Source organism: Curtobacterium sp. MCLR17_034 (assembly GCF_003234485.1).
Taxonomy (GTDB): Bacteria; Actinomycetota; Actinomycetes; order Actinomycetales; family Microbacteriaceae; genus Curtobacterium; species Curtobacterium flaccumfaciens.
Genome location: NZ_QKTH01000006.1, coordinates 164754 through 177650 on the forward strand (window position 1 = coordinate 164754; position 12897 = coordinate 177650).

The 12897-nt window shown below is 72.6% G+C and carries 10 protein-coding genes; 1 reads left to right on the top strand and 9 read right to left on the bottom strand.

Going from position 1 to position 12897, the window contains the following annotated elements:
* Positions 1-12 precede the first annotated feature (12 nt).
* The 4 genes from DEI98_RS08915 to DEI98_RS08930 all read right to left on the bottom strand — a co-directional run bounded on the left by DEI98_RS08915 (position 13) and on the right by DEI98_RS08930 (position 4078).
* Positions 13-1347, bottom strand: a complete 1335-nt coding sequence (locus DEI98_RS08915; protein WP_181437989.1) for an RIP metalloprotease — start codon at positions 1345-1347, stop codon at positions 13-15.
* Between the two features lie 128 nt (positions 1348-1475).
* The gene (dxr, locus tag DEI98_RS08920) at positions 1476-2588 is read right to left on the bottom strand and encodes a 1-deoxy-D-xylulose-5-phosphate reductoisomerase (protein ID WP_111094225.1); all 1113 of its coding nucleotides are present in this window, start codon (positions 2586-2588) and stop codon (positions 1476-1478) included.
* A 2-nt stretch (positions 2589-2590) separates the two neighbouring features.
* A complete protein-coding gene (locus DEI98_RS08925; RefSeq protein WP_071404621.1) occupies positions 2591-3562 on the bottom strand; it encodes an FKBP-type peptidyl-prolyl cis-trans isomerase in 972 nt (323 codons plus the stop codon).
* A gap of 6 nt (positions 3563-3568) precedes the next feature.
* Complete coding sequence (locus tag DEI98_RS08930) at positions 3569-4078, bottom strand: OsmC family protein (RefSeq protein WP_111053976.1); 510 nt, start codon at positions 4076-4078, stop codon at positions 3569-3571.
* 34 nt (positions 4079-4112) lie between these two features.
* Here DEI98_RS08930 and DEI98_RS08935 point away from each other — a divergent pair, with 34 nt between their 5' ends.
* Positions 4113-5105, top strand: coding sequence for an asparaginase (locus tag DEI98_RS08935; RefSeq protein WP_111100529.1), 993 nt, complete (start codon positions 4113-4115; stop codon positions 5103-5105).
* A gap of 85 nt (positions 5106-5190) precedes the next feature.
* Here DEI98_RS08935 and DEI98_RS08940 read toward each other — a convergent pair whose 3' ends face one another.
* The 5 genes from DEI98_RS08940 to DEI98_RS08960 all read right to left on the bottom strand — a co-directional run bounded on the left by DEI98_RS08940 (position 5191) and on the right by DEI98_RS08960 (position 12845).
* Positions 5191-5961 carry a hypothetical protein gene (locus tag DEI98_RS08940; RefSeq protein ID WP_111100530.1) on the bottom strand — a complete coding sequence of 257 codons (771 nt, stop codon included), beginning with the start codon at positions 5959-5961 and terminating at the stop codon, positions 5191-5193.
* Between the two features lie 65 nt (positions 5962-6026).
* On the bottom strand, positions 6027-7997 hold the full coding sequence (locus DEI98_RS08945) for a zinc-ribbon domain-containing protein (protein ID WP_111100531.1): 1971 nt from the start codon (positions 7995-7997) through the stop codon (positions 6027-6029).
* A complete protein-coding gene (locus tag DEI98_RS08950) occupies positions 7994-10465 on the bottom strand; it encodes a DUF3488 domain-containing protein (RefSeq protein ID WP_111100532.1) in 2472 nt (823 codons plus the stop codon). Before DEI98_RS08950 ends, DEI98_RS08945 begins: the two co-directional genes overlap by 4 nt.
* On the bottom strand, positions 10462-11775 hold the full coding sequence (locus DEI98_RS08955; RefSeq protein ID WP_071404615.1) for a DUF58 domain-containing protein: 1314 nt from the start codon (positions 11773-11775) through the stop codon (positions 10462-10464). The genes DEI98_RS08950 and DEI98_RS08955 overlap by 4 nt, the downstream gene beginning before the upstream one ends.
* A gap of 98 nt (positions 11776-11873) precedes the next feature.
* Positions 11874-12845 (bottom strand): MoxR family ATPase, encoded by a 972-nt coding sequence (locus DEI98_RS08960; RefSeq protein WP_111100533.1) that lies wholly within the window; start codon positions 12843-12845, stop codon positions 11874-11876.
* Between the last annotated feature and the right edge of the window lie 52 nt (positions 12846-12897).

Here is a 12897-nt window from a genome sequence, read left to right on the forward strand (position 1 = left end):
GCGCCGGAGCGACTACCCGAACAGGTTCACCGGCCGCACGATGTCGGCGTAGATGAGCAGCGCGCTCATGCCCGCCAACAGCACCACGACGACCATCGTCAGCGGCATCGTCTTCGCCAGGTCGATGGGCCCCGGGTCCGCCTTGCCGACCAGCTTGAACGACCGTCGCTTGATCGCTTCCCAGAGCGCACCCGCGATGTGTCCGCCGTCGAGCGGCAGCAGCGGCACCATGTTCAGCACGAACAGGCCGATGTTGAGCGAGGCCAGCAGCCCGAGGATCGTGTACGCCTTGTCGACCACGGGGACGCCGCTCATCGACGAGACCTCGCCGATCGCACGGCCCACACCCACCACCGACACGGGGCTGTCCTGCGACCGCTCCTGGGCACCGAACGCGGCGTTCCACACGGCGACCAGGCGCTGCGGCAGGTCGATGATCAGGTGCGCCGACGCCGCGATCTGGGCGCCGGTCGCGGGCAACACCTCGGCCGGGGACTGCCGCACCAGGGACTGCCCGATGCTGACGCCGACCACGCCGACGCGCTGGGTCTTCGTGGTGCCGTCGTCGTTCTTGACGACCTTGCCCTCGGCGTCGTAGACGTCGCGGGTGGCGGTCGTCGGGGTGATCTCGAGGGTCTTCCGGGCACCGTCGCGCTCGACGACCACGGTGACCTGCTCACCGGCGGACTCCTGGAAGACCTCGGAGACGCGGGTGATCGAGGGGTCCTGCTCGCCGTTCACCGAGAGCACGACGTCGCCGGACTCGATGCCGGCCTGCTTCGCCGGGGACACCGCGTCGCCGGGCGAGCACTCGGTCGTCTGGCTGTTCGGCAGCACGCACCCGACGCTCGACGTGAAGGTCGTCGTCGGCGCCCCGAACCCGCACAGCAGCACACCGAACAGCACGATGCCGATCACCAGGTTCATCGCCGGGCCCGCGACCATCACGATGATCCGCTTCCAGGGCGTCAGGCGGTAGAAGGCGCGGGAGTCGTCACCGCCGGAGTCCGCGATCTGCTCGGCGCTGGCCTGGCGGGCGTCCTGCACGAACGCGCCGTACATGCCGGTGTTCGTGATGGCGTTCGCCCGGCCCGAGGCGCGCGGCTTGAGCATGCCGACCATCGAGATGTACCCACCGAGCAGGATCGGGCGGATCCCGTACTCGGTCTCACCCCGCTTGAACGACCACATCGCCTTGCCGAAGCCCAGCGAGTACTGCGTCACCTTGACGTTGAAGAGCTTCGCGAAGGACAGGTGCCCCAGCTCGTGGAGTCCGATCGAGACCAGCAGGCCGATGATGAAGACGACCACGCCGAGGACGAAGAGCAGGACGGATTCGACGGTCACCGGGAAAGAGTACGGGACTGATTCCATGACGGAGCCGAGCGCCGTCTGAGAGGCGAGCTGGGCCTCCAGGCCGGTGCGTCACGTCCGCGGTCTGCCGCCTCCGCGTCGGACGGGAGGCGCGACTCGCGTCAGCGGGTCAGCGCGCGGTCCGCAGCGGTGCGGGCCCACTGCTCCGCGGCGAGTACGCCGTCGAGGGACGGCTCCCCCGCGGTGTGCTCCTCGACGACGCGCTCGACCGTGTCGACGATGTCCAGGAAACCGATCGCACCCGCGTGGAACGCGGCGACGGCCTGCTCGTTCGCGGCGTTGAACACGGCCGGGAACGTGCCGCCCAGCTCACCCACCCGCTTGGCGAGGGCGACGGCGCCGAAGGCGTCCTGGTCGAGCGGCTCGAACGTCCACGTGCTCGCGGTTGTCCAGTCGAGCGGCACGCCGACGCCGGGCACCCGGTCCGGCCAGGCCAGGCCGAGCGCGATCGGCAGACGCATGTCCGGCGGCGACGCCTGGGCGATGGTGGAGCCGTCGACGAACTCGACCATGGAGTGCACGATCGACTGCGCGTGCACGGTGACGTCGATGCGGTCGTACGGCACGTCGAAGAGCAGGTGGGCCTCGATGACCTCGAGCCCCTTGTTGACCAGGGTCGCGGAGTTCGTCGTGACGACGAGACCCATGTCCCAGGTCGGGTGCGCCAGTGCCTGGGTGGGGGTGACGTCACGGAGCTGCTCGCGGGTGCGCCCACGGAACGGACCGCCACTCGCCGTCAGGACGAGCCGCTGCACCTCGGCGTCGGCGCCGGAGCGCAGCGCCTGCGCGATCGCGGAGTGCTCGCTGTCCACGGGCACGATCTGCCCGGGCGCCGCGGCCTGCTGCACGAGGGAGCCGCCGACGATCAGGCTCTCCTTGTTCGCGAGGGCGAGCACGGCACCGCTCTCGAGCGCCGCGAGCGTCGGGCCGAGGCCGACCGAGCCGGTGATGCCGTTCAGGACGACGTCGGCCTCGACGCTCCGGACGAGCTGCTCCGAGTCGGCCGCGCCGAACGCCGTGTCGTGGACGCCGAACCGGGCGGCCTGTTCCGCGACCAGGTCGCGGTTGCTGCCGGCGGTGAGCCCGACGACCTCGAACCGGTCGGGGTTGCGGGCGACGACGTCGAGCGCCTGGGTGCCGATCGAGCCGGTGCTGCCGAGGACGACGATCCGCCGACGGTCCGGACCGGTGGTGCCGAGGCGGCCGTCCGTCACGGTCAGCCCTTGGCGAGGATGTCGACCACGAAGACGAGCGTGGCGTTCTTCGGGATGCCCGAGCCCTCCTGCGGGTTCGCGCCGTAGGCGTCCTCCGGCGTGGCGACGATCAGGACCTGCGAGCCGACCTTCTGCCCGACGAGCCCGGTGACGAAGCCCTTGATGAGCGCGCTCTCCGAGACGGTGAAGGTGGTGGGGACGCCCTTCGACCACGAGGAGTCGAACTCCTTGCCGGTGTCGTAGACGACGCCCTTGTACTGCACGAGTGCGGTGTCGCCGTCGGCGATCTCGGTGCCGTCGCCCTGCTTAAGCACCTCGACCGTGGTCTTCGTGGGCGCCTTGACGCCGTCGGGGACCGTGATCTCCGGCTCGCCCGAAGCCTTGTCCTTGACCGTGGGCAGGCCCGGGTCCTGGTCCTGCGGGGTACCGGTCGCCTTGGTCGGGGTCTGCGCGACGACGTCGGCGACCACGACGATCTCACCGCCGGTGTTGAAGCCGAGTGCCGAGGACTGTCCGACCGCGGCGACCCGGTCGCCCACCTTCGAGCAGGCGAGGAGCGCGCCGAAGCCCGATCCGCCGACGGAGAGCACCTGCGGGTTGCCCTCGTCGAAGCCGACGGTGCCGAGCTTCTTGGCGTCCGATGCCTCGTACACGCTGTAGGAGACCTGCGCGTAGTCGCCCTCGTCGAGCGCCGCGCCCTTGCCCTTCACGAGGCGGGTGGCCTGCGGCGTCTTCGCGGACAGGCCGGACGAGAACTTCACGGTCGGGGCCTTCGGACCACCGAACGACCCGGTCGCCTTGATGGCGTCTGACGACTTGCCCGGGTCGGGGCAGGAGGTGATCGCCGAGGCCGTGGCACTGGCCGACGGGGTCGGCGAGGCCGAGGACCCGTTCGAACCGGAGCCGGAGCAGGCGGCGAGTCCCAGCACGACGGCGGGGACGATGGCGATCGGGAGCAGGCGGAGACGCTTCACGAGGACCTAGTCTGCCCCACCTGTCGAAGAGTCCCCTGCCAATGACGCAGGTCGGACGACCAGCTGCGGCTCGTGGTGCACCGGGAACGCCACGGACCGCGCGATGAAGCAGAGCTCGTTCGCGGTGACGTGTGCGGCTTCGGCGTCCGCGGCCCGGTCGGCTTCGAGGATGGTGACGACCGGGTGCAGGGTCGCCTCGGTCAGTTCACCCGAACCGTCGCGGTTCAGGCGGAGCGACGCGGTCGCGGTGTCCTGGTAGTCGACGACGGTGAAGCCCTTCGTCACCGCGACGTGCAGGTAGCTGAGCATGTGGCACTGGGCCAGCGCCGCGACCACCATCTCCTCGGGGTTCCAGCGGTCACGGTCCCCGCGGAACGTCGGGTCGGCGGAGCCGGGGACGTCGGGCTTGCCGGTCGCCGAGACCACGTGTTCGCGTCCGTAGTCGCGGTACCCGGAGGTGCCGGTCCCGCGGTCGCCGGTCCAGCTGACGGAGACCTCGTAGGAGTGGTCGTGCACGGGTGCGCCCCTTCGCCTTGGCTAGCATGGCGGCATGACGGTGAGCCCCGAAGTCCGCAGTGATCGCCATCCTCTCACCGCCGACGGTTCCGTCGAGCTGGCGGTGCTCGAACGCTCAGGGTTCGACGAGAGCCGGCACGCCGGCGCCGGAGTCGTCGTCGACGCGAGCGGCACCGTGATCGACTCCGTCGGCGACGTGACCGCGAGCATCTACCCGCGTTCCACCATGAAGCCGTTCCAGGCCCTGGCCGTCCGACGTGCCGGTGCGCTGTTCTCCGACGAGGAACTCGTCCTCACCACCGCGAGTCACGCCGGCACCGCGGCGCACCAGGCGCTCGCCCTGCACATGCTCGAGTCCTTCGACCACGTCGAATCCGACCTCGGCTGCCCGCCCGACATGCCCTTCGACCGCGGGACCGCCCGGACGATGGACGGCCCCCGCCGCCTGGCGATGAACTGCTCCGGCAAGCACGCCGGAATGCTCGCGGCCTGCCGGGTGAACGGCTGGGACGAGGCCACGTACCTCGACATCGAGCACCCGCTGCAGCAGCGGGTGCGTTCCGTCGTCGAGGAGTACACGCACGAGACCGTCGACCTAATCGGTACGGACGGCTGCGGCGCCCCCGTGTTCCCGCTCACCCTGACGGGGTTGGCACGCGGGTTTGCCGGTGTCGTGGCACGGGCCGACGACGACTCCGCTGCCCTGACCGATGCGGTCCTGGCGCACCCGTGGGCGATCGACGGCGTCGGACGCGCGAACACGGTCACCATCGAGCGACTGCAGGTGCTGGCGAAGCTCGGTGCCGAGGGCGTCATGGTCATGGGGTTGCCCGGAGGCGCCGCCGTGGCCGTGAAGGTGCTCGACGGCTCGCAGCGGGCCGGCACCCTGGCGGCCCTGGCGCTGCTCGAGCGGAACGGGCTCGTGGCGTCGGACGGGGTGGCCGAGGTGCTCGAGGCGACCGGCGAGCGGGTGCTCGGTGGTGGCGTGCCCGTCGGCGCGGTGCGGGTCGGCGCCGGGTTGCGCTGATCGTTGGTCGGCGCTGGTCAAGGGTCAGCGCCGGTCAAGGGTCGGCGCTGGTCAAGGGTCAGCGCTGGTCAAGAGTCGGCGGTGGTCATCGATCGGCGCTCACGGGGTCGGGGACGAGGACCGGCAGCGCCGGGGACACCCGGACGACCGCGTGGTCGTCGGGTCGACGAACGGAGCAGCCGTACCGTGAGACCTCGACGGTGACGTCCCGCTGACGAGGCGCCGATCCGAGTCCGGCCACGAGCACCACGGACCCGTGCGGTCGGCCGTCGGCCCCCATCCGCACCACGACCGAGGTCCCCCATGGCAGGGCGTGCACTGACAGGGTGCTCGCTGCCCGGGTGCTCGCTGGCCGGGCGCTCGGGGCTGGATCGGTGCTGCCGGTCCCCACGGCGTCGAGGACCTCGGGAGCAGCGGCCCAGCGCAGGTCCTCGTCCGCGCGGACGGCAGCGGCTCGGAGCTGCTCGGCGAGCCCGCGGAACACCGCGACGGCGAGTGCTCCGGCACCGACGACCACGACGTGGGACGCGGCGTCGACCCGGAGCACGCGGCCGCCCGGACCGTGCCCGAGGACGAGTGCCGGCGTGCCGTCGCCGTCCTCGGGAACGGTGCCCGTCAGCGTTTCCGGCGCACCGAGCGGTCCGGGCTCGGTGGGCTGGTCAGGTCCACGCGGAGGGACGACCGCGACCGGGTCCGGCGGGGCCGAACGGTGCAGCACCACGTCGACCAGCGCGCAGCACGCACCCGCGCCGAGCAGGACGCCCTGCCCCGCGCCGCTGATCGGCGCGAGGACCCCGGCCACGACGAGCGCGACCGCGGCCCCCACGATCACGCAACGTGCGGTGAACCGGGACATGACCCCATCGCACCAGGAACGAGCAGCTCAGCGCTGGCCCGGGATCCGATCTGTGGAGAAGTCGCCTACTGCACCAGGAAGAACTGCTCACCGATGTCGACGCGGGCACCACGCTCGACGCGGTACCGGCGACCGGGCTCGCAGCGGCGGATCGATCCGTCGATGTGCCGGACGACCGTGCCGTTGCCGGAGAACCGGTCGGAGACCCACAGGTCGTCGCCGTCGCGGCCGAGCTCGAGGTGCGTCTTCGACACGGACTTGCCCGGGTCGTGCACGGTCAGCAGGTCGTCGTAGCGCTCCCCCGGCTGCGGTCGCGGCAGTCGGCCGAGCAGGCCCGTGCCGTGGACGCCGAGCCGCTCACCCGTGCTGAAGTGCAGCACGAACGGTGCCCGGGTCGGGGTCTTCGCGACGATGCGGGTCTCGTCGACGTCCTCGTCGAGGTCGTCGAGCGCGCCGGCCGCTGCGGGCGACTCCGACCGGTCGACGGGCGGGAGCGGCAGCGCGGGTCCGGTCGCTCCCGGGATCGGGGGCAGCGGTGCAGCGGAGGGGACGCCCGCGGTGTCGGCGGACGGTACCGAGGAGGGGACGGTGGCGGAACCGGGCACCGGCGGGATCGGCGTGCGCGGCACGGCGGACGCCTCGGTCGGCGGATCGGGCTCGGTCACCGGGGCAGCGTGCGCCCCGCGGGGACGTCGGCCGGCATCGGACTGCTCGACCTCGGCGCGGAGGGACTCGTCGTCCACCGGGATCTCGTCGTCCGGCTCGTCGCCTGCAGCGCGCTCGTCGGACTCGTTCGGACCCGCGGGCTCGGCCGGATCCGCGTCGGGCTCGTCCAGCACGTCCGGCTCGTCCGCAGCATTGCCCGCGTCGGCGGCCTGCGGCCCGTCGGACTCCTCGGCTGCCCAGTCGGGTCGGGTCATCGGCAGCGGCATGACCGGGCCGGTGAAGGCCGCGGTGACCGCCGGACGGACGGCTCCGCACTCGCCGCAGAAGATGTCGTCGGGTTCGAGCCGGTTGCCGCAGACGTGGCAGATGGTCGTCTCGTGCATGCCCGGGGTGACGAGCGGGGCCGGACGGGGCGGTCGACGGTCGATCAGTGGCTCGACCACGGCCGTGTCCCCGGGCTGCGGGGGCGACACGACGGCCGGCTGGTCGTCGGTGGCGCTGGTCTCCGACGCGGCCACGATCGCTTCGTCGGGCTCCGGCTCGGAGGCGTCCCGGGCACCCTGTGCATCCCGGGCGTCCTGTGCCCCGTGTTCGTCGGGCGCAGGAGCCGCAGCGTCCTGCTCGCCAGCAGGTTCGGCGGGTGCTCGCGGCATCGGCGGGACGACCGGATCGGCCGGCGCCTCGGCAGCCGGGGTACCGCGACCGACCCACCAGGACGGACCGGCGGGTGCCGCCGGGGGTGCGGTGGCAGCGGGCGGCGCCCACACCGGAACGGAGGGCTCGACAGCGGGCGGCGGCTCGACGGGCTGGGGCTCGACGGGCTGGGACTCGACGGGCTGTCGCACCGCCTGGTCCGACACCGACGACGGAGCATCGCGGATCGGGTCCTCGGGTGTCTCGGGGCGACCGGGAGCCGGGGCGATCCGCGTGCGTTCGGGGTCGTCCGCATCGAGGGGTTCGGACGGGTATGCGTCGGGGTCGAGGGGAGGCTCGGACTCGCCCGGCGCACCCGACCAGTCCTCGAGCCCGGAGCCGGCACCGTGCACATGGGAGGGGGCCTGGCGCGGCGGGAAGTCGTCAGGACGCTGCACCGGCACGGGTGCCGGCGGTTCGGTCCCGCGACGGTCGGCACCGGTGAGCCAGGCACGGGTGGCGGGATCGAGCGTGGCTTCGGGCAACCAGGCGTCGGAAGCCGGGTCGGACCGTCGGCCGTGTGCGTCGGGCTGCTGCAACGGTGGCGGCGGCGCCTGTTCGACGGGGGTCGGCGCGACCGGGCGACGGCTCGCGGCGGCGGTGACCGCGCGACCGCACTCACCGCAGAAGATCGCTCCGTCCGGGAGCATCGATCCGCAGTGTTCGCATCTGATCACGTGGTGCCTCTGTCCTCACTCGGCCGTCCACGACGCTCGTCCGGCCTCTGGACATCGTAGTCGCCGCGCCCCGACGCAGCCTGGCCGCCGGTCCGCCGACGGGACCGTGCCGTCGGACGGCGTCCCGTTCCCCGCAGGGACCGGAGCGAGACGGCGGTGCGGAACCGCTCCCTCCGGGTCCGCCCCGTCCGGAGCGAACCGATCGCGTCGTCGGTCGCCGCCCACATGCGGTCGGCGGTGGTCTGGTCGGCGTCACTCGGACCGAACACCGCACGGTCGGCCAGCGCGGCGAGTCCGGTGCCACCGTCGCCCGGTGCACCGACCACGGCTTCGCGTCGGGTTGCTGCCTGCCGCACGTCGTGCCCGCGGTCGAGCAGTGCGTCGCGGTACTCGTCCCAGGCGCCGACGATGCGGCCGCGCGGCGTGGTGGCGTTCCGTCGTCGGCGGCGCCGCAGTCGCTTCAGCAGCACGATGACGGCGAACGGCAGCAGGACGAGCGCGACCACGCCGAGGGTCCCGAGGGCCCAGGGCAGCACCGCGAGCAGGATCTGGAGCCAGAGCGGCTGCACCGGCGGCGTGTTCCGGTCGCTCTCGGGGGGCGTCTGCTGGTCCTGGTCCTGCCGGTCGACCGGGGGCGGCGGCACCACCGTCTCGGGTCGGGTGACCGGCTGCGGGGTCTGCTGCTGCTCGTTCGGGATCTCGCGCACCTCGGGGTTGGGGTTGAGCATCACCCATCCCCACTGCGCGGTGTCCACCTCGATGCGAGCCGTGACGTCGGACCCACGGAAGGTCGTCGTCCCGCCACGCGCTGCGGTGCCGTCGCGGCCCGAGTCTCCCCCGGCCGTGAAGCCCATCACGACCCGTGCCGGGAACCCGATCTCGTCCGCCATCAGTGCAGCCGCCGCGGCGTACTGCTCCTGGTCCCCGATCATCAGGGGTGCGGTGAGGAGCTCCTGGACACGGTCGGCACCGTGACCGGACCGACTCATCCGGTCGTCGCCGACGCCGTGGCTGACGTACCCGTTCCGTTGCAGGGACTGCACCGCGGCGAGGAGCTTCGCACCGGGTGCCGACACGTCCTTCGTCGTGGACTCCACGGTGTCGCGCACGGCGTCGGGGACGTCCCGTGCGGTGGGCACGGCGGCGCTCCCCGGCCGTGCGGTGGCCAGCTGCCGTTCGGTCGGCTGGTCGGGCAGCACCGCCGTCAGGTCGTAGGACGTGCCGTCCCCCACTCCGCTGACCACGGCGCCGGTGCCGGTCGATCCGTTGTAGAAGAAGGCGCCGCGCTCGTCGTCGGCGTCCTGCCCGGTGAACTCCACGCGCTCCAGGTCACCGACCGTCGGCAGCCACACGCCGCGGTACCCGTCGACCGTCACACCGACGTCGACCGTGGTGCCCCGGACGCCGCGGACGTCGACCGCGGTCGGCACACGTTCGAAGGTGCCCGAGCCGGCCGAGCCGTCGGTCCCGCCGACGCGGTAGACGACGCCGTCGTAGGTGTCGAGCGTCGCGATGCGGACGAACCCGCCCTCGGGCAGGCCGGTCACCCGGAGCTGGGTCGCGTCCGAGGCGGTGGACTCCTCGTAGGCGCGGAACCCGCTGAGCGGACTGACGTAGTCGCGTGGGTCGAACGGCTTCACGACGTCGGTGCGTGCGACGGTGCGCTCACCTGACGGAGGTGCCACCAGGCCGAGTCCGGTCGCGACGACCGCCGCGGCCACGATGGTGCCGGTCCCCACGAGGGCTGGGCGGACGATCGACCGCGTCACCGGCACGCGTGCACCGATGGTGGTCGCCACCGCGACGGCGCGACGCGCGTGCCGCACGGTCAGCGCCCAGACGAGGGCGAGGCCGACCAGGACGACCGCCGTCACGATCGACGTGTCGAGCCGGCTCGGCCCGACGACCACGCCCACCGCGAAGAGCACCAGTGCCGGGATGCTCGCGAGTTCCTGCCTGGAGGCGCGGGTCGCCACGCTCACGGCGCTCACCGTGGCCACGAGCAGCGTCACGAAGTACGGCACGAGGAGCGCCTCGTAGGAGCCGACCGGCAGGCTGATGGTCACCAGCTGCTTCCAGCCGAGGGCGACGCCGGCGAAGAGGTCGAGGAGTCCGCGTCCGGTGGGCAGCAGGCCGTTGGCCTGACTCGGCACGGCGGCGGGGACGCCCGTGAGCGTGAAGGCGGCGACGGTCGCGATCGCCACGACGGCCGTCGGGAGCCGGAACAGGGTGCCGAGGAGCGCGACGACCGTCCCGATGACGATCGCCGTGACGGCGGCGGTGATCATCGCGCCGTCCCGGTACACCGGCCACCAGGACGTGCTCGCGACGGCCAGCAACAGCCAGACCGCCAGCGTGCCGCCGGCGAGCCGGAACGGCACGAGCCGCCGTGCGTCGCGACGGTCGGAACGTCGGGTCGAGCGTCTCGCCCGGTCCGGTGCCGGGGCGGTCACGGGTGCGGCGCTCACGCTGCCGACGCCGATCGGTGCAGGGCGTGCCGGAGGTCGTCCAGGTAGCCGATGGTCATCACCGTCAGACCCGCGACGCGCAGGAACCGCGGCTGGGCCTCGGGCTCGCAGATCACCGCGACGACCTCCACCCCGACGGGGAACCGCGTGGCGGCGAGTCGCAGGGCGGGCAGGCCGACGGTCGACCCCACCACGAGGAACGCGACGGAGATGCCCTCGGTGTCGCTGCCGACGATCCGGGAGACCTCGGCGATCGGCAGGCACGCGTCAGCGAGGCCGACCGAGGCGAAGTCGTCGAGCAGGCGCGTCGGCGTGACGGTGGGGAGCGTCCGCACCGCGTACACGGCACGCTTCGCGAACTCGGGCGTGCGCTGCGACACCACGACCGAGACCTCACGGCCGTCGCGGATCGCCCGCGCGCCGAGGGACGCGGCCGCGCTGACCGCGAGCTCGAACTCCTCGTCGTCGGCGAACTCACCGCGGGCGATGCCGAGCGCGACGACGAGGTGCGAGCGACGGGTGTCCTCGAACTGCCGGACCATGAGCGCGCCGGACTTGGCAGTCGACTTCCAGTGGATGGTGCGCGGGTCGTCTCCGGGCATGTACTCGCGGATGGCGTGGAAGGCGATGTCTGCGGGTGACAGGTCCGTCGTCGCCTGCCCCTCGAGGTCGCGCACCAGGCCGGTGCTCGTCGACGGGATCGCGATGGTGCGCGGGTGCACGATGACCTGCTCGCGGGCGGTCCAGACGAGCTCGCGGCGGACGAGTCCCACCGGGTCGGCGCGGACGCCCGTCACGGGACCGACGTCGAGCACCCCGCGGCGGAGCGTCGGGACGGGGACCTCCCGCTCGAAGGTGCCGTGCGGCCCGATGGCCGGGATCGCGACGTCGACGAGGCCGGATCCGACCGGGACCTCGACGGTGGTCGGCACCGACGGCAGGCGTGTGGGGTTCTCGGCCGTGATGATCACGCCGGCGTCGTCGCCGACCGCCACACGGTGCTGCGGCAGCCGCATCCTGATCGCCAGCCGCGACCGGCCGATCAACGCCACCGCGGCGACCACCGCGAGCACGGCGCCGGCGAACCCGACGACGACGATCTCCCGCAGGCCGAACCGGTAGCCGGTCACGAACGCGACGAGCGTCAGGGCGGCGACCGTCCACCCGAGCCCGGTGACGACGGACGAGACCTCGCCCCAGAGACGCAGGACGAGCCTCCAGGCCGTTGCCCAGAGCCGGACGATCCCGATGACCGCATCCGCTGCGACGCCCTCGCGGTCACCGACGATGCGCGTCCGGACGTTGGTCATGCCGGTGACCGTCCCCGTGCGCTCGTACGCCGTCGTGCCACGACGCGACCGCGTCGAGGACGGACGGCGCGAGCGCGTGGAGACGGGCCGGCGGTCCGTCACGTCGTGACTCGGTCGGCGGGCGGCGGGGTCTCCACCAGGAGCTGCGCGATGACGCTCGGTGCGCTGACGCCGTCGAACTCGGCCTCGGCGTCGAGCACCAGGCGGTGCGCGAGGACCGGGACGGCCAGTGCCTTCACGTCGTCCGGCGTGACGTAGTGGCGCCCACTCAGCGCCGCGAGGACACGGGAAGCACGGACCAGGCCCATCGCCCCACGGACGCTCACGCCGAGCCGGACCTCGCTCGCCGAGCGGGTCGCGTCCACCAGACGGGCGACGTAGTCGGCGATCACGGCGTCGACGTGCACGGTGCGGGCCAGGGCGGCCATCTCGGTGATGGTCGCGGCGGGCACGACGCTCGCCAGCGGGACCGACGCCGACGGAGCCGACGAGGTCTCGAGGATCTTCACCGTCGCGGCGTGGTCGGGGTAGCCGATCGACGTCTTCATGAGGAAGCGGTCGAGCTGTGCCTCCGGCAGACGGTAGGTGCCGGCCTGCTCGATCGGGTTCTGGGTCGCGATGACCATGAACGGCGCGGCGAGACGGTGGTTGACCCCGTCGACCGTGATCGCGGACTCCTCCATCGCCTCGAGCAGCGCGGACTGCGTCTTCGGGCTCGCACGGTTGATCTCGTCGGCGAGGACGATGTTCGCGAAGACCGGCCCGCGGTGGAAGTCGAACTCTTGCGTCCGCTGGTCGTAGACGCTGATGCCGGTGATGTCGCCCGGCAGCAGGTCGGGGGTGAACTGGATGCGGTTCGTGGTGCCCTGCACGCTCTGCGCCATCGCCCGGGCGAGGCTCGTCTTGCCCGTTCCGGGGACGTCCTCGAGGAGCAGGTGCCCCTCGCTGAGCATCGCCGTGACCGCGAGGCGGATCACGAACGTCTTCCCGAGGAGCACCTGCTCGACGTTGGTCACGATGCGGCCTGCGACGTCGGCGAACCAGGTGGCCTGCTCCGGGGTCATGCTCATGCGGGGTGGTCCTTCGGTCGTGGCGGGAGGTGTGCGGCGGCGGGAGGGTCGG